The following is a 24,653-nucleotide window of genomic DNA, read 5'->3' as shown; positions in this document are numbered from 1 at the left end:
TCTTTAACAATTAATCAGACAATCTGTGTGGGCACTGGCAATATGCTATCGCTTGGTTTTGAAAAAGACTGGGCAAAAGCAAGAATAAAGTGCTGAAGAATGTATGAATCCGTGATCGTTTTGTTTTTTACTGCAAAGTGGTTGAGGCTGATTTCATATTGAAGCGCAGAGCAGTAAATAAAATTGAAGAGTTTGATCATGGCTCAGATTGAACGCTGGCGGCAGGCCTAACACATGCAAGTCGAGCGGCATCGGGAAGGTAGCTTGCTATCTTTGCCGGCGAGCGGCGGACGGGTGAGTAAAGTCTGGGGATCTGCCTGATGGAGGGGGATAACTACTGGAAACGGTAGCTAATACCGCATGATGTTACGCGACCAAAGCGGGGGACCTCCGGGCCTCGCGCCATCAGATGAACCCAGATGGGATTAGCTAGTAGGAGAGGTAATGGCTCCCCTAGGCGACGATCCCTAGCTGGTCTGAGAGGATAACCAGCCACACTGGAACTGAGAGACGGTCCAGACTCCTACGGGAGGCAGCAGTGGGGAATATTGCACAATGGGCGCAAGCCTGATGCAGCCATGCCGCGTGTGTGAAGAAGGCCTTCGGGTTGTAAAGCACTTTCAGCGAGGAGGAATGAAGCAATGCAAAGAGTGTTGCTAATGGACGTTACTCGCAGAAGAAGCACCGGCTAACTCCGTGCCAGCAGCCGCGGTAATACGGAGGGTGCGAGCGTTAATCGGAATTACTGGGCGTAAAGGGCACGTAGGCGGTTTCTTAAGTCAGATGTGAAATCCCCGAGCTTCACTTGGGAACGGCATTTGAAACTGAGAGTCTAGAGTTTTGTAGAGGGGGGTAGAATTCCAGGTGTAGCGGTGAAATGCGTAGATATCTGGAGGAATACCGGTGGCGAAGGCGGCCCCCTGGACAGAGACTGACGCTGAGGTGCGAAAGCGTGGGTAGCAAACAGGATTAGATACCCTGGTAGTCCACGCTGTAAACGATGTCGATTTGTAGGTTGTGGTTATAAACTGTGGCTTGCGGAGCAAACGCGTTAAATCGACCGCCTGGGGAGTACGGCCGCAAGGTTAAAACTCAAATGAATTGACGGGGGCCCGCACAAGCGGTGGAGCATGTGGTTTAATTCGATGCAACGCGAAGAACCTTACCTACTCTTGACATCCAGAGGAGTCGACAGAGATGTTGACGTGCCCTTCGGGGAGCTTTGAGACAGGTGCTGCATGGCTGTCGTCAGCTCGTGTTGTGAAATGTTGGGTTAAGTCCCGCAACGAGCGCAACCCTTATCTTTTGTTGCCAGCACGTAGAGGTGGGAACTCAAGAGAGACTGCCGGTGATAAACCGGAGGAAGGTGGGGATGACGTCAAGTCATCATGGCCCTTACGAGTAGGGCTACACACGTGCTACAATGGCGTATACAAAGAGAAGCGAGCCTGCGAGGGTGAGCGGACCTTATAAAGTACGTCGTAGTCCGGATTGGAGTCTGCAACTCGACTCCATGAAGTCGGAATCGCTAGTAATCGTGGATCAGAATGCTACGGTGAATACGTTCCCGGGCCTTGTACACACCGCCCGTCACACCATGGGAGTGTTTTGCAAAAGAAGTAGGTAGCTTAACCTTTGGGATGGCGCTTACCACTTTGTGAACCATGACTGGGGTGAAGTCGTAACAAGGTAACCGTAGGGGAACCTGCGGTTGGATCACCTCCTTACCTGAAGATAGGTATTGCGTGGTGTCCACACAGATTGTCTGATAGAAGTCGTTTCGTTTTTGTGCACTGAATATTTTTCCGTCCCCTTCGTCTAGAGGCCTAGGACACCGCCCTTTCACGGCGGTAACAGGGGTTCGAATCCCCTAGGGGACGCCATTTATTGGTATGAAAGAGGCAGTATAAGCGAGACAAAATATCTTAAAGCGTGTGATGGAATGTGTTTTAAGATATTGCTCTTTAATAATCTGGAACAAGCTGAAGCTGAGGCGATGAAGTCATGCGTGATGAAAATTAGGCGTGTGTCGTTGTGAGAACTCAGTACCCGAAGACAATTTCGGGTTGTAAGGTTAAGTAATGAAGCGTACAGGGCGGATGCCTAGGCAGTCAGAGGCGAAGAAGGGCGTGCAAATCTGCGAAAAGCGTCGGTAAGCTGATATGAAGCGAGAGAGCCGACGATCCCCGAATGGGGCAACCCAGTGCAATAAGTTGCACTATCGTTAGATGAATAAATAGTTTAACGAGGCGAACCGGGGGAACTGAAACATCTAAGTACCCCGAGGAAAAGAAATCAACCGAGATTCCCCTAGTAGCGGCGAGCGAGGGGGGAGCAGCCCAGAGTGTGTATTGTTAAGAGTGGTTAGGGGAATGACCTGGAAAGGTCGGCGATAAAGGGTGATAGCCCCGTACCTAAAAATGCGCTGACATTGCACTCAAAGAGTAGAGCGGGACACGAGAAATCCTGTTTGAAGACGGGGGGCCCATCCTCCAAGGCTAAATACTCCTGACTGACCGATAGTGAACCAGTACCGTGAGGGAAAGGCGAAAAGAACCCCGGCGAGGGGAGTGAAAGAGACCCTGAAACCCTGTACGTACAAGCAGTGGGAGCCTTGAATAGGGTGACTGCGTACCTTTTGTATAATGGGTCAGCGACTTATATTTTGTAGCAAGGTTAACCGTTTAGGGGAGCCGTAGGGAAACCGAGTCTGAATAGGGCGACGAGTTGCAAGGTATAGACCCGAAACCCGGTGATCTAGCCATGAGCAGGTTGAAGATAGGTTAACGCCCGTTGGAGGACCGAACCGACTTATGTTGAAAAATGAGCGGATGACTTGTGGCTGGGGGTGAAAGGCCAATCAAACCGGGAGATAGCTGGTTCTCCCCGAAAGCTATTTAGGTAGCGCCTCGTGAGATTATCTTCGGGGGTAGAGCACTGTTTCGGCTAGGGGGCCATCCCGGCTTACCACCCCGATGCAAACTGCGAATACCGAAGAATATATCACGGGAGACACACGGCGGGTGCTAACGTCCGTCGTGAAGAGGGCAACAACCCAGACCGCCAGCTAAGGTCCCGAAGTCATGGTTAAGTGGGAAACGAAGTGGGAAGGCGAAGACAGCCAGGATGTTGGCTTAGAAGCAGCCATCATTAAAAGAAAGCGTAATAGCTCACTGGTCGAGTCGGCCTGCGCGGAAGATGTAACGGGGCTAAACCATGCACCGAAGCTGCGGCAGTGGTGATTACAGATGTAATGACTGTTGGGTAGGGGAGCGTTCTGTAAGCCGCAGAAGGTGAATAGAGATGTTCACTGGAGGTATCAGAAGTGCGAATGCTGACATAAGTAACGATAAAGCGGGTGAAAAACCCGCTCGCCGAAAGACCAAGGGTTCCTGTCCAACGTTAATCGAGGCAGGGTGAGTCGACCCCTAAGGCGAGGCTGAAAAGCGTAGTCGATGGGCAACAGGTTAATATTCCTGTACAGTTTGTTATGACGAAGTGGTGACGGAGAAGGCTATGTTATCCGGGAGACGGTTTACCCGGTTCAATCGTGTAGGGAGTGCAGTTAGGCAAATCCGGCGGCACACAATCTTGAGGCGAGATGAGGAGGTACGTAAGGTACGTAAGTAACAGATGCCCGGCTTCCAGGAAAAGCCACTAAGTGAGATGTAACAGACGATCGTACCCGAAACCGACACAGGTGGTCAGGTAGAGCATACTAAGGCGCTTGAGAGAACTCGGGTGAAGGAACTAGGCAAAATGGTGCCGTAACTTCGGGAGAAGGCACGCTGATGTAGGTGAGGCACTGAGAACGTGCTGAGCGTATGTGAGTCGCAGAGACCAGCTGGCTGCAACTGTTTATTAAAAACACAGCACTGTGCCAACACGCAAGTGGACGTATACGGTGTGACGCCTGCCCGGTGCCGGAAGGTTAATTGATGGTGTAATCTGCGAGGAGAAGCGCTTGATCGAAGCCCCGGTAAACGGCGGCCGTAACTATAACGGTCCTAAGGTAGCGAAATTCCTTGTCGGGTAAGTTCCGACCTGCACGAATGGCGTAATGATGGCCAGGCTGTCTCCACCCGAGACTCAGTGAAATTGAACTCGCTGTGAAGATGCAGTGTACCCGCGGCAAGACGGAAAGACCCCGTGAACCTTTACTATAGCTTGACACTGGGACTTGAGAACTAATGTGTAGGATAGGTGGGAGGCGACGAGATGTGGACGCCAGTTTGCATGGAGCCGTTGTTGAAATACCACTCTTTAGTTTTTGATTTTCTAACTTAGCGCCGTGACCCGGCGCAAGGACAGTGTCTGGTGGGTAGTTTGACTGGGGCGGTCTCCTCCTAAAGCGTAACGGAGGAGCACGAAGGTTAGCTAATCACGGTCGGACATCGTGAGGATAGTGCAAAGGCATAAGCTAGCTTGACTGCGAGAGTGACGGCTCGAGCAGGTACGAAAGTAGGTCTTAGTGATCCGGTGGTTCTGAATGGAAGGGCCATCGCTCAACGGATAAAAGGTACTCCGGGGATAACAGGCTGATACCGCCCAAGAGTTCATATCGACGGCGGTGTTTGGCACCTCGATGTCGGCTCATCACATCCTGGGGCTGAAGTAGGTCCCAAGGGTATGGCTGTTCGCCATTTAAAGTGGTACGCGAGCTGGGTTTAGAACGTCGTGAGACAGTTCGGTCCCTATCTGCCGTGGGCGTAGGAAGATTGAGGGGGTCTGCTGCTAGTACGAGAGGACCGGAGTGGACGCATCGCTGGTGTACGGGTTGTCATGCCAATGGCATAGCCCGGTAGCTAAATGCGGAAGAGATAACCGCTGAAAGCATCTAAGCGGGAAACTTGCCCCGAGATGATTCTTCCCAGAGATAGTAATCTCCGAAGGGACGTTTAAGACGAAGACGTAGATAGGCTGGGTGTGTAATTGCAGTGATGCATTGAGCTAACCAGTACTAATGACCCAGGAGTCTTAACCTTACAACACCGAAGTTGTTTTATGTTGATTCAGCTTGCTTCTAGAAGCAGACATGTTGAGAGAGACATGTTGAGAGAAAGAATTTGCCTGGCGGCCCTAGCGCGATGGTCCCACCTGATCCCATTCCGAACTCAGAAGTGAAACATTGTAGCGCCGATGGTAGTGTGGGGTTTCCCCATGCGAGAGTAGGACACTGCCAGGCATCCATTTTAATTTATCAATGCGCTGATATAGCTCAGCCGGTAGAGCACACCCTTGGTAAGGGTGAGGTCCTCAGTTCAAATCTGGGTATCAGCACCAGTGGTTTTGATTGATCTTGCTAAAAGAATTTACTTGGTGATAGTAGCGCGCTGGGACTACCTGAATCCATGCCAAACTCATAAGTGAAACACTGTAGCGCCGGTGGTAGTGTGGTGTGTCCCCATGTGAGATCGCCAAGCTACTAATAAGAAATAAAACCCTGCGTGAGAGCGCGGGGTTTTGTTTTACTGTTTGGCGATAATGTATCTGTTCTCCGCATCTAATTCAGTATCTAAAGTGATCGGCATATTTGGTATTAATTTGCCCGAAAGTATTTTTTGTGCCAGGGGATTTTCGATTTCTCTCTGAATGGCTCGTTTTAATGGTCGTGCACCATAGATAGGGTCAAAGCCCGTCTTGCTCAATAATTCTAATGCAGATTCACTCATGTTGACCTGGTGATAACCTTGTTCTGCTAAACGTTGATATAATCGTTGCAGCTGTATTTGCACGATAGACGTTAAATGTGTTTTTTCTAGCGGATGAAAAATAATGAGTTCGTCTATACGGTTGATAAACTCAGGACGGAAATGCTTACCCACGATTTTCATGACCATATTTTTTATTTTAGCGAAGTCCATTTGAGTGGAATATTCTTGAATTAACTCCGAACCTAAGTTAGATGTCATAATAACCACAGTGTTACGAAAATCGACGGTTTTCCCTTGTCCGTCAGTTAAGCGACCATCATCCAATACTTGTAATAAGATATTGAATACATCGGGGTGTGCTTTTTCTACTTCATCGAGCAAGATGACAGAATAGGGGCGACGGCGTACTGCTTCTGTTAGATAACCTCCTTCCTCGTAGCCGATATAACCAGGAGGTGCTCCAAGTAAGCGTGATATCGAATGTTTCTCCATAAATTCGGACATATCAATCCGTACTATGGCATCGTCACTCTGGAACAAAAAAGCGGCGAGCGCTTTGCATAATTCCGTTTTACCGACCCCAGTTTGACCGAGAAATAGGAAAGAACCGATGGGGCGACTAGGATCTGCCAAACCGCTACGACTCCGCCGAATTGCATTGGATACTGCTTCGACCGCCTCGTTTTGACCAATGACTCGTTTGTGTAGATCCCGTTCCATGTGCAATAGTTTACTTCTCTCACTTTCCATCATGCGGGATACTGGGATCCCTGTCCAACGTGCTAATATTTCGGCAATTTCAACGTCAGTGACCCGATTACGTAGCAGTTTTATGGTTTTGTTTTCTAGCTGAGTGGCTGCGGTGAGTTTTTTTTCTAATTCTGGGATCTTACCGTACTGGAGTTCGGACATCTGTGCTAAATTGCCGATACGCCGAGCTTGCTCTAAGGTAATTTTGGCTTGCTCTAATTCTGTCTTGATATTTTGAGTGCCAATCAATGAAGCTTTTTCGGCTTTCCACTCTTCTTCAAGTGTCGAATACTCAAGCTCTTTTTGTTCTAATTCGCCATTGAGTATTTCCAACCGCTTTTTGCTGGCCTCATCAGATTCCTTCATTAACGCTTGTTTTTCCAATTTTAATTGAATAATCCGACGATCTAATCGATCGAGTGATTCGGGTTTCGAATCTATCTGCATACGTATACTGGAACCTGCTTCATCAATCAGGTCGATGGCTTTGTCGGGTAGTCGGCGATCTGTAATATAGCGGTGTGATAGGGTTGCTGCTGCCACAATTGCCGGATCAGTGATTTGTACATGATGGTGTAATTCATAGCGTTCTTTCAAACCACGCAAAATGGCAATAGTGTTTTCTACGCTGGGTTCGTCAACATAAACTTGTTGAAAGCGGCGTTCTAAAGCAGCGTCTTTTTCGATATATTCGCGGTATTCATCTAGGGTGGTGGCACCCACGCAATGTAACTCACCTCGAGCTAGCGCCGGTTTTAGCATATTGCCGGCATCCATCGCACCATCACTTTTTCCTGCACCGACCATAGTATGCAACTCGTCGATAAACAAGATCACGTTGCCTTCTTGCTTCATTAGCTCGTTAAGTAATCCTTTCAATCGTTCTTCAAAATCACCACGGTATTTGGTACCTGCTACTAGTGTTCCCATATCTAGTGACAGTACTCGTTTATTTTTTAGACCTTCTGGTACTTCACCATTAATAATACGTAGTGCTAAGCCTTCGACAATGGCAGTTTTGCCGACACCCGGTTCTCCAATGAGTACTGGATTATTTTTGGTTCGACGTTGTAATACTTGGATGGTACGACGAATTTCTTCATCTCGACCGATAAGTGGGTCAAGTTTGCCTTGTTCAGCGCGTTCGGTTAGGTCGATGGTAAATTTTTTCAAAGCCTGGTATTGATCTTCTGCTTTAGGACTGTTCATTTTATTACCACCACGGATATTCTCAATAGCTTTAGTTATTTTTTCTATTGAAGTACCTGCTGTCTTTAACAGATCAGCTAAGGTACCCTGTTTTTCAAGTGCTGCTAAAACGAATATTTCGGAAGAGATATATTTATCCGCTCGTTTTTGTGCACATTTATCGCAAAGGTTGAATACTTGTATCAGATCTTTTGATATTTGCACATTGCCGTCAGTACCGTTAACCTGTGGAATTTTTTCTAAAGCATGATCGATTTTAATATTCAAATCGTCGGTATTAATACCGATGGAAGAGAGCAAGGGTAAAACTGTTCCTCCATCTTGATTGAGTAAAGCACTCATTACATGGAGTGGTTCAATAAATTGATGATCACGACCGATGGCTAAAGAGTTAGCCTCAGAGAGGGCAGATTGGAATTTTTCGGTAAGACGATCCGGATGCATAATACTTCCTCATCGGTTGGAATTTATACTAGAAATAAAGTAAGGTCATCCCTCAAATTTTCAAGGTTATCTTAGAGTATATTCCGAGTTATTGATTATGCTTTATAGAGCCTGTTCGGGATCTATTGCGTTCGCTGATACTCGGTCATAAATAGGCTTAAACTGCGTATTTATTACTCAATTTGTATATAACAAAAGGTAACTGCGTTTTTTAGAGCGCAATAAGTCTAATAGATCAGTTAAATTTAGATCCTCCAAATTAAACTGGCCATACGTCCAGTAATAGCCTGACGTCTATAAGAAAAAAATTGCTGTGATTCAGTCATGGTACAGCGGTTCCCACCGTAAATAGCGTGAATACCGCTGGTTTGTAGCCGTAACCGTGCCAGCAAATAAATATCGGCAAAATATTTAGTGCCGTAGGGGGTAAAAGCGAGTGTAGATTGTTCATCAACATTAATAAATGTTTGTTTGACTTCTTCACCTACAATAAATTGCTGTGCGCTAATCGCCGCGCCTAGCCAGGCAATTATAGTGTCCGGTTTAGCGTGAAATTGCGCCAAAGTATTTTCAAGCACACCAGCGCATAAACCACGCCACCCGGCATGAACCGCAGCAATTTCATTGCCGTCTAATGAACAAAGCAGCACTGGCAGGCAATCTGCTGTCATGACGGCACAAATCTGTCCTCGCGTGTTGCTATATACGGCATCTGCTTGCAGATCTAGACTTGATGGGGGAGAGTGGGTCAGATGAAGTACATGGGTGCCGTGTACCTGATGGGGCCAGATGGGTATTTGGGGTAATTTGGCTAGTATTTTCAGGCGTTGGCGGTTTGCCGCTACACTAGCAGGATCATCACCGACTTGAGTGCTTAAATTTAACGAATCATAGGGAGACTGACTGACGCCACCATGACGTGTGGTACTATAGGCTTTGATGTTAACAGGTACCGGCCAATCAGGGATTATGAGAAAACTCATTATGGATCCATTTGATCTTTAAATGCTTCTTTATCGGCCTGGAGTGCGGTGATTAAAGTAACCATATCTTCTGGCAAAGCCGCGTGCCATTCCATTTGAATCCCGCTAATAGGATGATACAGACGCAACATTGTGGCATGTAGTGCCTGACGATCAAAACTACGTAGTGTATTGATAAAGAGATCGGATGCGCCTTTAGGATGACGTGATCGACCGCCGTACAGTGGATCGCCTACCAATGAATGTTGAATATAGGACATATGAACACGGATTTGATGAGTTCGCCCGGTTTCCAAACGTAGTCGCAAGCGAGTATGTGCGCGAAAATGCTCCATAATGCGATAATGTGTAACTGCGGGTTTGCCCGTTGGATGTACCGCCATGTGAGTGCGCTTGGTCGGGTGGCGTGCGATTGGTTTCTCGACCATGCCTCCTGATGTCATATTGCCGATAGCAATGGCTTCATATTCCCGTATGATCTTATGCTCTTGTAATGCTTGTACCAAATGAGTCTGTGCAGGTATGGTTTTGGCGACGACCATTAAACCTGTAGTGTCTTTATCCAAACGATGGACGATACCCGCACGCGGGACGTCGACGATTGCCGGATAAGAGTGTAGTAAAGCATTTAGCATAGTGCCATCGAGATTGCCTGCGCCAGGATGGACGACTAAGCCACGAGGCTTATTAATTACCAAAATGTCGTTATCCTCATATACAATATCCAAAAAAATTGCTTGAGGTATCCAACGGGTATCCTCTTTGGTTTGAGCGTCAATGCTGATAAGTTCGCTACCTAAGACCCTTTCTTTGGGTTTATTGATTTTTTTGCCATTGACCATGACTTGGCCTGCCAAAATCCATTTTTTTATGCGTGATCTTGAATAATCTGGGAACAATTCGGCTAAAGCCTGATCTAACCGTTGTCCAAGCTGTGATTCAGCCACCGTTGTGTTAAGTTGTAATTTTTTTGCCATGTGCAGTTTCTTTTGTTAGCGTTGAGTTTTGACGGCAGAGCCGTTTAATATAATAGACTTCTTGCGAAATGGTATAGAGAAGTCTAATGTGCTGCTGTGTTTACATCTTTATCGGACACTTAATTGGTTAGTCTCTGATAATAACACTTTGAGGATAATCAAAACGTAATGATGCGTATGACATATCTGGTGGCAGTCGCCACACTGAGCTTGCTGCTTATGGGGTGTTCCAGCAACAAAGACAGGGTTCCTGAAAAACCGCCTGCTGAGCTTTATGCTGATGCTCAAAAAAAATTGCAAAACGGTAACTTTGGAGGAGCTATTACGCAACTAGAAGCATTAGATAGTCGCTATCCTTTTGGCCCCTATTCTCAACAGGTACACTTTGATTTAATTTACGCTTATTACAAATCTGCTGATCTGTCGATGGCGCAAGCTTTTATCGATCGCTTTATACGTCTTAACCCCACACATCCTAATAGTGATTATATCTTGTATATGCGTGGTTTGACTGATATGGCACTGGATGACAGTGTGTTACAAGGTCTTTTCGGGATTGACCGTTCAGATCGTGATCCAATATATGCACTAGCCGCATTCCGCGATTTCAATCAGTTACTACGGAACTATCCGCACAGTCAATATGCGCCGGATGGTCAAAAACGGCTACTATACATAGTAAATCGTTTGGCGAAGCATGAATTAGCAGTCGCGCAATACTACACTAGGCGGGGGGCTTATGTCGCTGTTGTTAATCGCATAGAACAAATGTTACAGGATTATCCTGATACACAGGCAACCCGTCATGCTTTGCCTCTGATGGAAAATGCCTATAGACAGCTGCAATTAAATGAACAAGCCGATAAAGTTGCTCACTTGATTTCTGCTAATCCTACGGAAAGCGTCTTGACGGAAAATTTCTAGTTTATTGATAATTAGATAAAAAATTAAATTTATTGAGTAGTAAAGCAAAGTTTTGGCTGTTTAACGCTTAAATATCATAGATATGCTAGAATGCTTCAAGGTGACTACCGGCAATGTAGCAGCAAGGGTAAGGATAAAGGATTGAAATGGCATACTCGGTATAAGTAAGGAACCAAGCAAATGGGCAGGTTCTAGGCTGGATGTGGGAGCCTAGCATGACGATTTCAAATAGGTTTTAGGGCGGAATGGGTGTTAACTGAAAGTATTTTCTTGTTGGATAATATAACTTGAAATATCCTGCGTTGCCCTTATATATGTAGCAACTCAATATTTTCCAGAGGTTATCATGATCGCTAGCAAATTTGGTATTGGTCAGCAAGTTCGCCATAAACTACTTGACTACTTAGGGGTGGTGATTGATATCGATCCTGAATATTCACTCGAACAACCGCAACCCGATGATTTAGCGAGTAATGATAATTTACGCTTATCTCCTTGGTATCATATAGTGATGGAAGATGACGATGGGCATCCTATTCATACCTATCTGGCAGAAATTCAGCTAGCTTATGAAGCATCAGAGGCACACCCTGAACAGCCTTCGTTGGATGAATTAGCAGCGTCTATCCGTGGTCAGTTGCAAGCTCCTCGTTTACGCAACTGACTATTTTCTATGAAAAGCCGACTAATGTGAGTCGGCTTTTTGGCGTTCTGCGCTTTCTGTTCTTCAGATTCTATTTTTTAGGGCAGAGGTAGCAGTTGCTTAATGAGAAATGACAAAATGAGCGATAAACTGACTTCCCTGCGTCAATTGACAACTGTCGTTGCTGATACTGGGGATATTGCGGCGATAAAGCGCTACACACCACAGGATGCAACTACTAACCCTTCTCTGATCTTGAATGCGGCTCAGCTCCCTGAATACCGTAAACTTATCGATAAGGCTATCGTTTGGGCGCGTCGTAACAGTCGCGATCACTGTCAGCAACTTATTGATGTTGTCGATAAGCTGGCAGTAAATATTGGTTTGGAAATTTTGCAGCTGATCCCCGGTCGTATTTCTACTGAGGTGGATGTACGCCTCTCTTATGATACACAAGCCAGTGTAATGAGAGCAAAACGACTGATTGAGCTTTATAACGAAGCGGGTATTAGTAACGACCGTATTTTAATCAAACTCGCTGCTACTTGGCAGGGTATCCGTGCTGCGGAACAATTGGAAGAAGTAGGCATAAACTGTAACTTGACGCTCCTGTTTTCGTTTGCGCAGGCGCGCGCTTGTGCTGAGGCGGGTGTTTACCTGATCTCGCCTTTTGTTGGTCGTATTTTGGACTGGCATAAAGCGCATGGTGATCAAAAAGAATTTGCGCCGGATAATGATCCTGGTGTGATTTCTGTCACGAAAATTTATCAGTATTACAAACAACATGGTTATACTACTGTGGTGATGGGAGCGAGCTTCCGTAATATAGATGAAATTATCGGACTGGCGGGTTGTGATCGTCTGACCATTGCACCAGGACTATTACAGGAGCTTGCTGATAGCACTGGTGCTTTAGAACGTAAATTGGTGTATGGCGGTGAAAAGCAACCGGAACCTGTGCCACTAACCGAAGCTGAATTCTATTGGCAGCACAATCAAGACACAATGGCGCTTAATAAATTGGCAGAGGGTATTGTTAAATTTGCAGAAGATCAGGGTAAACTAGAGCAAATGATTTCTGATCTTCTGAAAGCCTACTGATAAGATAATCTTTCAGCAGCGCCGCAATCCAGGATCTGTTCTAAGAGCTTGTTTCAAATTTTCTTGAGCGACGCTTAGACGAAGAAAAAATGGGCGGAAAAGCACAGTTTATTTTTTGTATGCAACAAAAAGGGAGTAAATGAGCATTTGAGCTCGTTTTTGGCGAGTTATTTGACTAAAACACGGCGAGCACAAGAGATTTCGAACAGGTTTTAACAACTTATGTGATCTTTCCCGACTATAAATCACTACCTGATTAGCAAGGAATCTAAGCTAGGTCTCCAATAATTATGCTTAAAATAAATAACTCATTGATTTTAAATTATTTTAATCCCAATGAGGGAATTATCTTTCCATATCAAAAAATGGCTTCAGTACTGGCTCCACCGAAATGACCGATTAGCATGGCTTAGCTTCCTTGCTAATCAGGAATCACTATGAACGTAAACAAAAACCAAATAGTAAGCTGGCGGCCGAGTGCGCCTATCGAAAATTTGCGGAAGCGTGCGGTAATCTTGACAGAGATACGGCGGTTTTTTGCTGATCGACATGTACTAGAAGTTGAAACGCCCGCTATGAGCCAGGCGAGTGTTACAGATGTTCATCTTTTTTCTTTTCAAACTCAATTGATTAGTTCAGGTGTGGCTGTCGGGCGGACGTTATATATGATGACCAGTCCAGAGTACCATATGAAACGTCTGCTGGCGGCAGGTAGTGGCTCGATCTATCAACTAGGGCGCAGCTTCCGCAATGAAGAATCGGGACGTCTCCATAATCCAGAATTTACCATGTTAGAGTGGTATCGCTTAGATTACGATATGATGCAGTTAATCAATGAGGTTGATGAGCTGTTACAGCGGATCCTGGACTGTGATGTTGCTGAGAAATTATCTTATCAGCAGGTTTTTCTAGACTATTTGGCCATTGATCCACTTGTTGCCAATATACAACAGCTCCGTGAAGCGGCGGCTAAGTTGAATCTAAACGATGCAGATAAAGAAGAAGACCCTGATACTCTGCTCCAGTTTTTATTTGTTGAAGGAATCGAACCACTCATCGGGCGCGATAAACCGGTCGTTATATATCATTATCCGGCGTCACAGGCTGCACTGGCAAAGATCAATGATAAGGACTGTCGGATTGCAGAACGTTTTGAGTTTTATTTCAAAGGAATAGAATTGGCCAATGGTTTTCACGAATTAACGAATTTTACTGAGCAACGGCAGCGTTTTGAGCAAGATAATCGTCGTCGGGTTGCTCGAAGTTTAACAGAATCTTTGATCGATGAAAATTTTATTGCCGCTTTACAATATGGTTTACCCGCCTGTTCTGGCGTAGCTCTGGGTGTTGATCGCCTGGTGATGCTAGCACTAAAAGCAACAAAATTAAGTGAAGTCATGGCTTTTACGGTCGAAAGAGCGTGATCTTTGCATGCTACACCATAATGTACTTACTCCGAGGATCAGAGTGATAATCCATAATGGCCAGGAACCGAAACGAACGTAGGGAGTCGTGCCAAAGGTGGGTGCTATTTTAACCTCTAATACTTGGCGAGTGAACTGAGGGATCTCCTCTAGTACTTTGCCGTTGGCTCCAACTGCAGCTGTAATGCCATTATTGGTGCTGCGTAGCAACGGGCGCCCTGTTTCCAAAGCTCGCATACGTGCCATTTGAAAGTGTTGCTGGGGTCCAATGGAGTGCCTAAACCAGGCGTCATTGGAGACGGTTAATAGAAAATCAGTATTTGGGCGGATATTATTTCTAATCTGCTGACCTAGGACGATTTCATAGCAAATAGCCATAGTTAAATTGAAACCGGCTACGTTAAGCGGTGGTTGTCGGTAATTGCCGCGGCTAAAAGAAGACATGGGCAGGTCAAAGAAGGGTGCCAGCGGACGCAGTAAACTTGCTAGTGGCACGAATTCGCCGAAAGGCACCAAATGATGTTTACTATAGCGTTGAGTTGTTGGGTACTGATAATGTTCTTTTCCTCCTAGTACAATGATATTGTTAAAGAAATGGTCGCCAGTTTTTGTATGGCGAGCATCGACAATACCACTGATAAGACTACTGTGATTAGCACGCATTAGCCGATCCATCATCGACAGGAAGGAGAGTTGATCGGTTTCAATATCGGGAATAGCGGTTTCTGGCCAGATAATAATAGGCGCTTTACCTACGTAAGGGCGAGTTTGATCCAGATAGATTTGTAGAATATTAGCTAAGGTCTTTGGATCCCATTTCATTGATTGGGCAATATTACCTTGTACCATAACGATGTTGACTGTTCGCTCTGGTTGTGGTGTGAACCAGGATAACTGGCGTAAAGGCCAAGGTAACAGCAAGAGCGCTAAAGCGATAATGGCAGCCGTAATACATCTTTTCTGACATGCATATACCAGTAAACCACTGATAGCGACTAGCATAAAAGTGATGCCATCAACACCTAAAATTGGTGCAATTCCCTGTAGCGAGCCGTTTATCTGGCTGTAACCAAATTGCAGCCATGGGAATCCGGTTAATACCCATCCCCGTAAAAATTCTGTGATTTGCCATAATACCGGTGCTCCCATTGCTAATCGCCACCAGGTCGCTTGAGGATACAGACGTGCCAATAGACCGGCAAATAATAGGGGATACAGAGAGAGATAGGCTGCCAGCAGCACCACTAGAAAAATATTTGTTGCCATTGGCATTCCGCCAAATTCGGCAATACTGACATAAACCCAATTAATGCCGCTGCCAAAAAGTCCCATTCCCCAAAAAAATCCGATCATCGCGGCCGGTGCGCTACGGCGATTGAGTGTTAGGCTGAGTAAACCAAATAAAGAAACAATAGCGGCAGGCCAAAAATCGAATGGGGAGAATGCAAGCGTACCACAAATCCCGAACAACAATGCCAGTAGCGCCCGTATCCACTGGCGTTCAAGTAATAAGGTGATGGCCATTAGAATTTATTTTTCCAACTTCGGGGGTGCTGCGTCGTTTGGAATTTTAAGATTAATTTGGATAATACGCCTGCTATCGACTGTTGATATTTTGAATAAATGGCCGTCAATTTCAATGGATTCACCTGGAGTTGGTAAATGACCAAAGGCTTGCAGCACGAAACCACCAATGGTATCGACTTCATCGTCACTAAAATGGGTACCAAAAACCTGATTGAAATCTTCAATATCGGTTAGTGCTGAGACGCTGTAGCTGTCATGGCCGATCTGACGAATATTTTGATCGACTTCATCATCATATTCATCTTCAATCTCACCAACGATCAGTTCTAAAATATCTTCAATGGTCACTAGGCCAGAAACACCCCCAAATTCATCAATCACGATAGCCATGTGGTAACGTTGTAAACGGAACTCTTTCAACATGCGATCAACATGTTTGCTTTCTGGTACGACTACGACATTACGTAATACTTTGCTAATACTGAAAGGCTCGGCGTCAGTACGCATAAAAGGCAGCAAATCCTTTGCCAGGAGCAAACCTTCAACGTGATCTTTATCTTCACTTATTACCGGAAAACGGGAATGGGCTGATTCAGTAATGACTTGTAAGCATTCATCCAACGTTTGATTAAGCTTTAGCGTGACCATCTGAGAACGAGGGATCATGATATCCCGTAGACGTTGGTCGGCGATATTCATCACGCCTTCGAGCATGTCACGAGTATCGGGATCGATCAGGTCTTTTTGTTCGGAGTCACGGATAAGTTCTAGCAGATCGTCACGATTTTTAGGTTCATTGTGGAACAAATGGCTCAGGATAAGAGTCAAGAATCCTTTCTTAGGAATAGGGTTATCGTTGCTTAATGGATGGTCGTCGCTCATGGCGTTTTAATTAAGATTACCTATGTTAAGTAATTTATTGTTAGCCGGATTTGCACAGCTAACTCGGTTATTCGGGATTTTTCTCCGCAAGATAAGGATCGGTATAACCCAAAGTTTGCATGATTTCAGTTTCGAGAATTTCCATTTCTTCTGCTTCGTCATCAGTGACGTGGTCATACCCTAGCAGATGCAGGGTACCATGCACAACCATATGTGCCCAATGAGCCAATAGCATTTTATTCTGTTGTGTTGCTTCTTGTTCAACAAGTTGCCGACAAATGACCAAATCACCCAGTAATGGCAATGCAATTTTTGCCGGCGCTTCAAAGGGGAAAGATAGCACATTGGTCGCTTTATCTTTACCACGGTAAGTCAAATTTAGGTGATGACTTTCGGCGTCATCCACCAGTCTAATCGTCACCTCGGATACTGTCTGAAACTGTGGAAGCACGGCGTCTAACCAAGATTGAAATGCAGCTTCAGAGGGTAAATTTTGTTTGTCAACACAGGCAATTTGTAAATCTAGAATAACTTGTTGGTTCATCGAACTTCCTGTTGTCAAGGTGATCTTTAGGGTTCTATATACTACGGAAAAGCATCACCTTTGTCTTAAACACCGATAGTATGTTGTTAGCGTTGGGGGGTTAAATCGATTAGAAGAGGTGGGCAATAAATTCGTTGTAGTTGTTGATACTTGCGAACTGATAGCCGCCTGAGTGTTTACATGAACGATCAAACTGGCAAAGATTACCGCGCAGGAAACCCGAAGCTAAAATGACGCCACCCTTTTAGCTTCATTTGGTAAACATTTAACGTTAATTTAAAGGAATGTGCAACCAGGAGATATGAACCTTTCTGGGATATGTTGGCCGAAACCCTCACACAGACAAAATTCTCTCAGTGAGCTTAATGAATTTACTTTGGACTTTCCATATATCGCCTGCAGTCTATTTTCTACTGTTCGATCAGAAAGGCACAGCTTTCGTGCTGCTTTTTTAGCGGTCATATCCGGTTTTAACATAAAAAATATCACCTCAAGTTCTTTGTCAGTGAACAGTCCCGTAGGGGGTTCTGTGACCAGTATAGGCGGTATTTTCTTGTCAAATAATTCATACAAAGAGACAAAGTTGAACTTTGTTACATGGTAAACTGTGCCGATACATTTTTTTCCTTTGAAAAAAGGAAATTTTTCGCAAAGAGTATGTTCCTGACCCCACAAATTGGTTTGAATCATTGCTCTGCGCTTTTTCTTCTGTTCTACATCTCTATCTTGCTTTTGTAGCTCCGGAGCAAAGTCCCCCCAAGCAGTAGGACACTCATTATCCAATCGCCCTTCAACATCAAAACCAGCGGGCAATTTGCTAAGCTCAATGGTGGCTCTATTTGCGTACATAAAACGCGATTCGAGATCTTTTATCCCCCACGACTCTTCATTGTATTCCATAAACGACACGAGCGAACCAAAAGACTTTACGGAGATTCCTTGAGAAGAGTCCACATTTTTTTCTTCTCTATTCTCATTTTCTCTATGATGAGCGTCAGTTGTCATAATTAATCCCCTTTTGAGGCGTTACTTCCAGACGTAAAAAGTACTTTATTTGTACAAATATTGCAAGGCTATCAGAAAATATTCTGTATTTTTTTTAAGCAGTTTTACGTTTTGTCTCACCTAAGTTCCATGCAGTTAAGGGTATTATTATAGAACAGGGTTTGAAAAATCTTTGTGGGACGTAACGGTTATAATTATTTTTCTTGCAAAATTCCTCCAAATCATCTAGCGAATCAACATTCGCTTTTTGGTAAATGGCTTGCCGATAATCAGCGATTTCTTGTTCAGACGTGGATAATTTTTGCGCTATAACCTTATTGTTGTTGCCTTGAAGTAAATAAAATATTACATCAAATTCTTGGTCCGTGAAAAAATCATCTGGTTTTTCAGACAACAGCGTAATAGGTAATGTTCGATCAAAATATTGACAACATGTAAGAAAATCCATTTTTCTGCCATGAAACATGATACCAATGTATTTTTTTTCACTGTTCCACAATGGAAATTTGTCAAATAGGTAAGACTGTATTTTTTTTTCTCTACCAAAACAATAGGTCTCGATAGAACAAACTCTCTTCTCGGTTTTCTTGGCCAGCTTCTCTTGTTTGCGGAATTCCAGTGCAAATTTGGCAAAAGAAGTCTTTTTCGATTTGCTATCGAACAAATCACTGTCGAGCAAACCTGTAATATTAAATTCGGGATCCAGATTTAATAGATCAAAAAAAGGAGCATTAGCATACACATAACGGCAATTATGGTCTTTGAAGCCCCAGACTTCATCACTGGTTTGCCACAGTGAGACGAATTGTGGCGGGACTTCGTCGGGGAGATATATTGAGCGGATATTATTGGGCATATGACCACCTATAAAAAATTTCATCAATATATTCTAAGATAGGCCTGGGATCCTATTATAGTAAGAGTAACCGTCTCTCTCATTTATAGATATAGGCGAATTGTTTAGCTTTTTGACGCTCATTTTAAAATATTATAAGGATATCAAAGATGAACAAGAATACACTGATTGCTGATGATTATTCCCTGAGCCGTGTTCCCTTGAGTGCTAGGACAAGTCTTCTCAGTGTCACGTTAGTTCGTGTAGGAGCGATAACGACCTTGGCTCAATTTATGTTAGGTGCCACCCTAGGGCATTCAATGACGTTTGGTGAGGCCATGCTAGCTACTTTTCTTGGGAGTTTAATCCTTGAATTCATTAGCTTAGGGCTTGGTGTGGCCGGAGCGCGGGAGGGACTATCAACCAGCTTGTTGGCTCGTTGGTGCGGTTTTGGTCGTGTCGGGTCGATTATTATTGGCGTAGGGATCGCGGTTAGCCTGACAGGTTGGTTTGGCATATTGAACGCAGTGCTTGCGAAGAGTTTGGATCATGCATGGGACATAGGTTTTGTCTGGTCGGCTGGGATCTCAGGAATTGGATTTACCATACTGGTTGCTTTTGGATTTAAAGCATTAAGTTGGACGGCAAAACTGGCGGTTCCACTTTTTTTCCTGGCGATTGGATGGATTTCAGTCAAGCTTCTGGCAGGGCATAGCATTGCCGAGTTGATGGCTTTTGTGCCTACTAGTGCGAAGATGACCATTGGTGCGGGTGCAACCATTGTTGCCGGTGGTTACATTGTCGGAGCCTTGATGACGCCAGATATTAGCCGCTATTGCCAAAACAGTAGGCATGTACTTTGGATGACGATAATTTGTATCCTTATCGGTGAATTTCTCGTCAATAGCATCGCCATATTGATAGCACATGCGCTCAATACGGAAGATGTGGTAACGATAATGACACATACATCAGGGTGGCTAGGGTTGCTTACTGTTATTCTTGCTACCATCAAGATTAACGATGTTTGCTTGTATTCTTCATCACTTGCCTTGGCAAATGTTATGGAAGGCATCACTCGCTATAAGTGGAATCGTACATGGTTGACGGTGGTGTTGGGGAGTGTGGGTACTGTGCTGTCAATGATAGGAATTTTAGATAAGTTTACCTCTTTTCTTATCTTGCTGGGTGTGGTGTTTCCTCCGATAGCGGGTGTCATGTTAGTTGATTATTACGTTTTACGTTCCAGTCGTCATATGCTTGATGCCACACGTCAGAGCCAAACGTTGCCAGAATCAACACAGTTAATTGGTTGGCATGCTCTTTTTGCTTGTAATCTAGGCGTGATAGGAGGTTTACACATTGAATTTGGGATCCCGTCTTTCAATTCCATCATTATTGCCAGTTTCGCCTATTGGATTACCTGCTGTGTAGGCTCCCTTGTCTCAAAAAAGAGACGCTTAATGTATTGATTTTAAATAACTTAAATTTTTCATTTATTTTATGTCGTCAAATAGAGACATAAATGGCGTTTTGTTGTACATTTTTTATTGAATAAACTAAGTTATATCAGTGATGAAAACGAGTTTATCAAAATAATCATAGTGTTATTATTTTTTTGTAATAACTGGCACACTATTTGTGTGAGTGCTGATGAGTTGCTCATTCACCTTTCTATGATAGCGCTGTGATTAAACGGACATACGCTTCATAAGCCACCGAATGATGCCTAAAAACCTGTTCGAAGTCTTTTGTGCTCGCTGATACTTCGTCAAAAACGAGCTCAAAATGCTCGTTTTTGGCGAAGTATCAGCGTCGCGCAAGAGGATTTGGAACAGGCTCTGAGAAATGGTGCCTATTGTCCACTTTTAGCGATATAGTTGCGCAAGTGATTTATCAAAAATCGGACGACACATTGAGTGGGGCACCTATTCTTCTGAGGCTATCAATACCAGTAGCGCGGCGCTTCCCCCCCACTTTTTAGGTGCTTGATGAAATGCCAGTACGTCTGGGTGTTGAGCTAACCATAGTGGTATTTGCTGTTTTAAAATATGTTTGCCGTGGCCGTGCATCACACTGGCACAATGTATGTGTTCGTGTTTGCAAACCATAATCATGGCTGCCAGCTCTTGTTTGGCCTGCCTTTGGGTTAAGCCATGTAGATCGAGAAATATATCTGGTGAATAGTCCCCACGACGAAGTTTTTTGATTTCAAAATGTGCAGTGTCCTGGCGGATGTAGCGGGTGGGGCCTTCGTTATCCAGTTGTGGTTGGTATTCATCAGAGAAATAATAGTGGGTGGCAATCTGTTGTTGTAACAGGTGAATAGGCTGCTTTTGCTGTTGTTTTCGAGGCTGGTAATGATGTATGAACGTATCTTGCTTCAGCTTTTTAGTTCCCACTATCGATGTTTTAAAGAGCTGTTGTTCCTCATCACTCAGCTGATATTTTTTCTTCATCTTGTCCGTTGTTCCACTTATTTGTTGTGAATCATCTATCTCATACCTCCATCTGATGATGTTCTTTTTGTTGATACCCCGGTGAACGGATCTTAATAAATTAATAAAAACTAGCCCGGAGGCCAGTTTTTATTATTATTTAAGTTAATCTAATCATTATACATCAGCAAAGCGAGGCCGTACTGGTGCCGCAGAAACTGCCGCATCGCCACCACGAGGCGTGAAACGTAGCGTATCACGACCGTTATTATGACCACGCCGGCCGTTATTTTCACGACGCTCACCACCGTAAGAACGATGCGGAGCAGCATTTTCAGCACCAAATGGGCGACCACCACCACGACGCTCATTGCGTTCGCGCTCCCGCGGCTGTACGTCACCTAACAGTTGCATATTCATAGGTTTATTCAAAATGCGGGTGCGAGTGAAATGTGACAAGATATCCTTTGGCATTGCTTTTGGCAGTTCGATGGTTGAATATGCGGGAAACAATTTAATGTTACCGATATAACGGCTACTGATATCACCTTCGTTAGCGATAGCACCAACGATATGACGCACTTCAACACCATCATCACGACCCACTTCAATACGATATAATTCCATATCGCCGATATCGCGACGCTCACGTCGTGCTGGGCGGTCGCCACCTTCTCGATTATCACGACGGCGTTCCCTACTGTGATCACGATGGTGTGCTTCATGGCGCGGACGCGGTGCTTCAGGCGGTAGAATAAGCGGCCGCTCACCCTGTGCCATTTTCAACAATGCTGCTGCCAGCGTCTCTATATCAAAGCTCTCTTCCGGCTGCAATTTGGCTAGCAGTGCGCGATACTCATCCAAATCACGGCTTTCCAGTTGTTGGCCTACTTTAGCGGAAAATTTAGCTAAACGGCGTTCACTGAGCAATTTCGCGTTGGGTAGTTCAACTTCAGTAATGGTCGAATCTGTTGTACGTTTAATATTGCTCAGCAGACGGCGCTCACGGTGCTCAACGAACAGTAAAGCACGACCTGCACGACCGGCACGACCGGTACGACCAATACGGTGAACATAAGATTCTGCATCCATTGGGATATCGTAGTTAATGACTAAACTGATACGTTCGACATCTAAGCCACGAGCCGCGACATCAGTGGCGATCAAAATATCCAGGCGACCGTCTTTCAAACGCTCTAACGTCTGCTCACGTAGTGCCTGATTCATATCACCGTTCAAGGCTGCGCTGTTGTAGCCACTACGTTCCAAAGCTTCAGCGACTTCCAGTGTTGCATTTTTTGTGCGCACAAAAATGATGGCTGCATCAAAATCTTCAGATTCCAGAAAACGTACTAGTGCTTCATTTTTACGTACACCACCGTAAACCATCCAATGGCTTTGGCTAATGTCGGGGCGAGTCGTCATGCTTGATTGAATACGGACTTCTTGTGGTTCTTTCATAAAGCGGCGAGTAATACGACGAATGGCATCTGGCATAGTGGCAGAGAACAGGGCTGTTTGATGCTCCGCCGGGATCTGCGCCATGATGGTTTCTACGTCTTCGATAAAACCCATGCGTAGCATTTCATCGGCTTCATCCAGCACTAATCCACTCAAGCTAGACAGGTCAAGATTACCACGTTTTAGGTGATCTAGCAGGCGGCCTGGGGTGCCAACGACAACTTGTGGTTTTTGGCGCAGAGCACGTAATTGAATATCGTAACGTTGACCACCATAGAGTGCGACGACATTAACGCCTTTAATATGTTTAGAAAAATCGGTCAATGCTTCAGCAACCTGAATGGCTAACTCACGTGTTGGTGCTAGAACCAGTACTTGTGGAGATTTGAGATCCGCTTTAATATTATGCAATAGGGGCAACCCGAAGGCCGCGGTTTTACCACTACCCGTCTGTGCCATGCCGAGAACATCGCGGCCGTTTAATAGCTGTGGGATACACTGCAGCTGGATTGGAGAGGGTTTTTCATATCCCAAATCAGTGAGAGCAGTAAGAATAGGAGCAGACAGCCCCAAAGCAGTAAAAGAGGTTTCAAACTCAGTAGTCATGTACAAATGCCTCATTAACAATGGCGGCCAGTCTACATAACTCGTCGAAGAAATTTTCTGTCATTTTCATTGAAAAGTGTTAACTGGCTCGATTTAGATTATAAAACAAACAACAAAACCACCCTTTGTCAAGATGATTTTCATTGATAAAAACCAAGATATATCAGGATAATAGTTGCTTGTCAGTTAGTAGACCTCTTTCGAAACCTCCGACAATGCCTCACTCACCAAGGTTTTGAAAGAGGTCTATTGTTGGTACGATTCCGACAGATCGTCTTGCTCTTGGCTCAAAAGTGCCAACTCCAACAATGTATAGCGGTGCTCAACAAAATTATGGATATTGTTAGCTACCGTCAGTTTAAACAACGCGGAAGCGGTGCTCTTATCTCCCTGATTCAGGTAATATTTACCTAAATAGAAGTTAGTTTCACTGAGGTGTTCAGCGAGAGAAGTGTTATCTATCGCATCTTCCTTAAGCTCTTTCAGCAAGGTTTTTTCGCTGATTTTGCTAAGGTAAAACTCGATAATATTCCATCCCCATTGCCCTCTATCCGATTTTTCATAACGCTGTTGCAACGCCACCCTGGCTGCTTTGGTATCGATTTCACTTTCTACCAGATACAGCCACAACAAACGGAAGGGATCATTTGGATTGTCTTCATAAAACGCTTGCAAATCTTTCAGCGCTAACAGAAAACGACCACCGTAATACAGCGAAATACCCCGATTTAAACGTGCGTAATTGTAAGTTGGATCAAGCTCTAACACAGAATCAAACGCTTCATAAGCAGCATCAAAGTTGCCTGCCTGTGTCAAATAAATGCCCAGATAGTTAAAAACCTCTGGCATATCAGGACGAAGAGCCAACGCTTGCGAAAAATCATTTTGCGCTAATGCTCGTAGCCCGAGGCTATCATACAGTACTCCGCGTTCATATAAAAGCTGTGCGCGTTCATCATCTGTTAATGTTCGGCTGATGAGGATTTGTTCCATTCGAGCTAAAACGACTTCCTGCTGCAATGTAGCTTGGATTGGGGTGGCTAAAATTTCGTCTTTACGCCAATCACGGTCGCTACATCCTACCAATATGATCGCTACTGTGAAATAACACCAGCGTAAGAGAAATTTCATTTTTCAACTCCCGAAGATAGACATGGCACAAATATCCTTCATCTTTTTGCTTCGATAAGAACTTTCTCCAATTCGTTACGGTTGAGCACCAGAGGTCTAGGGTAAAACGCTATTT

General features: G+C 44.7%; 17 protein-coding genes, 2 tRNA genes and 4 rRNA genes. 11 read left to right on the top strand and 12 right to left on the bottom strand.

Annotated elements, in window-relative coordinates; genetic code table 11:
- Nucleotides 1-180 precede the first annotated feature (180 nt).
- From AAHH42_RS14045 to rrf (AAHH42_RS14980), 6 genes are all read left to right on the top strand, one after another.
- A 16S ribosomal RNA gene (locus AAHH42_RS14045) occupies nt 181-1,727 on the top strand.
- An 80-nt stretch (nt 1,728-1,807) separates the two neighbouring features.
- A tRNA-Glu gene (locus AAHH42_RS14040) sits at nt 1,808-1,883 on the top strand.
- A 189-nt stretch (nt 1,884-2,072) separates the two neighbouring features.
- Nucleotides 2,073-4,985 (top strand): 23S ribosomal RNA (locus tag AAHH42_RS14035).
- Nucleotides 4,986-5,069: 84 nt separating this feature from the next.
- Nucleotides 5,070-5,185: ribosomal RNA gene (gene rrf, locus AAHH42_RS14030) — 5S ribosomal RNA — on the top strand.
- A gap of 22 nt (nt 5,186-5,207) precedes the next feature.
- A tRNA-Thr gene (locus AAHH42_RS14025) sits at nt 5,208-5,283 on the top strand.
- 32 nt (nt 5,284-5,315) lie between these two features.
- A 5S ribosomal RNA gene (rrf, locus tag AAHH42_RS14980) occupies nt 5,316-5,423 on the top strand.
- The 16S, 23S and 5S rRNA genes sit together here with 2 tRNA genes alongside, the layout of an rRNA operon.
- Nucleotides 5,424-5,468: 45 nt before the next feature.
- Here the strand turns inward: rrf (AAHH42_RS14980) and clpB are convergent.
- The 3 genes from clpB to rluD form a co-directional block, all read right to left on the bottom strand.
- The gene (gene clpB / locus AAHH42_RS14020; RefSeq protein WP_342221400.1) at nt 5,469-8,057 is read right to left on the bottom strand and encodes an ATP-dependent chaperone ClpB; all 2,589 of its coding nucleotides are present in this window, start codon (nt 8,055-8,057) and stop codon (nt 5,469-5,471) included.
- A 245-nt stretch (nt 8,058-8,302) separates the two neighbouring features.
- Nucleotides 8,303-9,040, bottom strand: coding sequence for a purine nucleoside phosphorylase YfiH (gene yfiH / locus AAHH42_RS14015; RefSeq protein WP_342221399.1), 738 nt, complete (start codon nt 9,038-9,040; stop codon nt 8,303-8,305).
- Entirely contained in the window at nt 9,040-10,017 is a 978-nt protein-coding gene (gene rluD, locus AAHH42_RS14010; protein ID WP_072550499.1) for a 23S rRNA pseudouridine(1911/1915/1917) synthase RluD, read from the bottom strand. Before rluD ends, yfiH begins: the two co-directional genes overlap by 1 nt.
- Nucleotides 10,018-10,185: 168 nt before the next feature.
- Between rluD and bamD the strand changes: the two genes are divergently transcribed.
- The 4 genes from bamD to epmA all read left to right on the top strand — a co-directional run bounded on the left by bamD (nt 10,186) and on the right by epmA (nt 14,109).
- On the top strand, nt 10,186-10,941 hold the full coding sequence (bamD, locus tag AAHH42_RS14005) for an outer membrane protein assembly factor BamD (RefSeq protein WP_072550498.1): 756 nt from the start codon (nt 10,186-10,188) through the stop codon (nt 10,939-10,941).
- Nucleotides 10,942-11,287: 346 nt separating this feature from the next.
- On the top strand, nt 11,288-11,605 hold the full coding sequence (hspQ, locus tag AAHH42_RS14000) for a heat shock protein HspQ (RefSeq protein ID WP_342221398.1): 318 nt from the start codon (nt 11,288-11,290) through the stop codon (nt 11,603-11,605).
- A 117-nt stretch (nt 11,606-11,722) separates the two neighbouring features.
- A complete protein-coding gene (gene tal / locus AAHH42_RS13995) occupies nt 11,723-12,685 on the top strand; it encodes a transaldolase (protein WP_342221397.1) in 963 nt (320 codons plus the stop codon).
- Nucleotides 12,686-13,122: 437 nt separating this feature from the next.
- Nucleotides 13,123-14,109 carry an elongation factor P--(R)-beta-lysine ligase gene (gene epmA, locus AAHH42_RS13990; RefSeq protein WP_072550496.1) on the top strand — a complete coding sequence of 329 codons (987 nt, stop codon included), beginning with the start codon at nt 13,123-13,125 and terminating at the stop codon, nt 14,107-14,109.
- Here epmA and lnt read toward each other — a convergent pair.
- From lnt to AAHH42_RS13965, 5 genes are all read right to left on the bottom strand, one after another.
- Nucleotides 14,071-15,633 (bottom strand): apolipoprotein N-acyltransferase, encoded by a 1,563-nt coding sequence (lnt, locus tag AAHH42_RS13985; RefSeq protein ID WP_342221396.1) that lies wholly within the window; start codon nt 15,631-15,633, stop codon nt 14,071-14,073. The two genes, epmA and lnt, sit on opposite strands and share 39 nt — an antisense overlap.
- 6 nt (nt 15,634-15,639) lie before the next feature.
- Nucleotides 15,640-16,518 carry a CNNM family magnesium/cobalt transport protein CorC gene (corC, locus tag AAHH42_RS13980; protein ID WP_072550494.1) on the bottom strand — a complete coding sequence of 293 codons (879 nt, stop codon included), beginning with the start codon at nt 16,516-16,518 and terminating at the stop codon, nt 15,640-15,642.
- Between the two features lie 67 nt (nt 16,519-16,585).
- Complete coding sequence (gene ybeY, locus AAHH42_RS13975; protein WP_072550493.1) at nt 16,586-17,062, bottom strand: rRNA maturation RNase YbeY; 477 nt, start codon at nt 17,060-17,062, stop codon at nt 16,586-16,588.
- 276 nt (nt 17,063-17,338) lie between these two features.
- A complete protein-coding gene (locus AAHH42_RS13970) occupies nt 17,339-18,067 on the bottom strand; it encodes a LuxR family transcriptional regulator (protein ID WP_342221395.1) in 729 nt (242 codons plus the stop codon).
- A gap of 94 nt (nt 18,068-18,161) precedes the next feature.
- Nucleotides 18,162-18,923 (bottom strand): LuxR C-terminal-related transcriptional regulator, encoded by a 762-nt coding sequence (locus AAHH42_RS13965; RefSeq protein ID WP_342221394.1) that lies wholly within the window; start codon nt 18,921-18,923, stop codon nt 18,162-18,164.
- A 149-nt stretch (nt 18,924-19,072) separates the two neighbouring features.
- Here AAHH42_RS13965 and AAHH42_RS13960 point away from each other — a divergent pair, with 149 nt between their 5' ends.
- Nucleotides 19,073-20,374, top strand: coding sequence for a cytosine permease (locus AAHH42_RS13960; protein WP_072550491.1), 1,302 nt, complete (start codon nt 19,073-19,075; stop codon nt 20,372-20,374).
- A gap of 456 nt (nt 20,375-20,830) precedes the next feature.
- On the opposite strand, the gene smrB is transcribed toward AAHH42_RS13960, so the two are convergent.
- From smrB to nlpI, 4 genes are all read right to left on the bottom strand, one after another.
- Nucleotides 20,831-21,361, bottom strand: a complete 531-nt coding sequence (smrB, locus tag AAHH42_RS13955) for an endonuclease SmrB (protein ID WP_342221393.1) — start codon at nt 21,359-21,361, stop codon at nt 20,831-20,833.
- 156 nt (nt 21,362-21,517) lie between these two features.
- Nucleotides 21,518-23,407, bottom strand: a complete 1,890-nt coding sequence (locus AAHH42_RS13950) for a DEAD/DEAH family ATP-dependent RNA helicase (RefSeq protein ID WP_342221392.1) — start codon at nt 23,405-23,407, stop codon at nt 21,518-21,520.
- The gene (gene yrbN / locus AAHH42_RS14975; RefSeq protein WP_420836470.1) at nt 23,397-23,471 is read right to left on the bottom strand and encodes a protein YrbN; all 75 of its coding nucleotides are present in this window, start codon (nt 23,469-23,471) and stop codon (nt 23,397-23,399) included. Before yrbN ends, AAHH42_RS13950 begins: the two co-directional genes overlap by 11 nt.
- 182 nt (nt 23,472-23,653) lie before the next feature.
- Complete coding sequence (gene nlpI, locus AAHH42_RS13945) at nt 23,654-24,538, bottom strand: lipoprotein NlpI (protein ID WP_342221391.1); 885 nt, start codon at nt 24,536-24,538, stop codon at nt 23,654-23,656.
- Between the last annotated feature and the right edge of the window lie 115 nt (nt 24,539-24,653).

This window comes from Candidatus Fukatsuia endosymbiont of Tuberolachnus salignus (assembly GCF_964030845.1).
Classification (GTDB): domain Bacteria; phylum Pseudomonadota; class Gammaproteobacteria; order Enterobacterales; family Enterobacteriaceae; genus Fukatsuia; species Fukatsuia symbiotica.
This window is presented reverse-complemented; position numbering and strand designations above follow the sequence as displayed.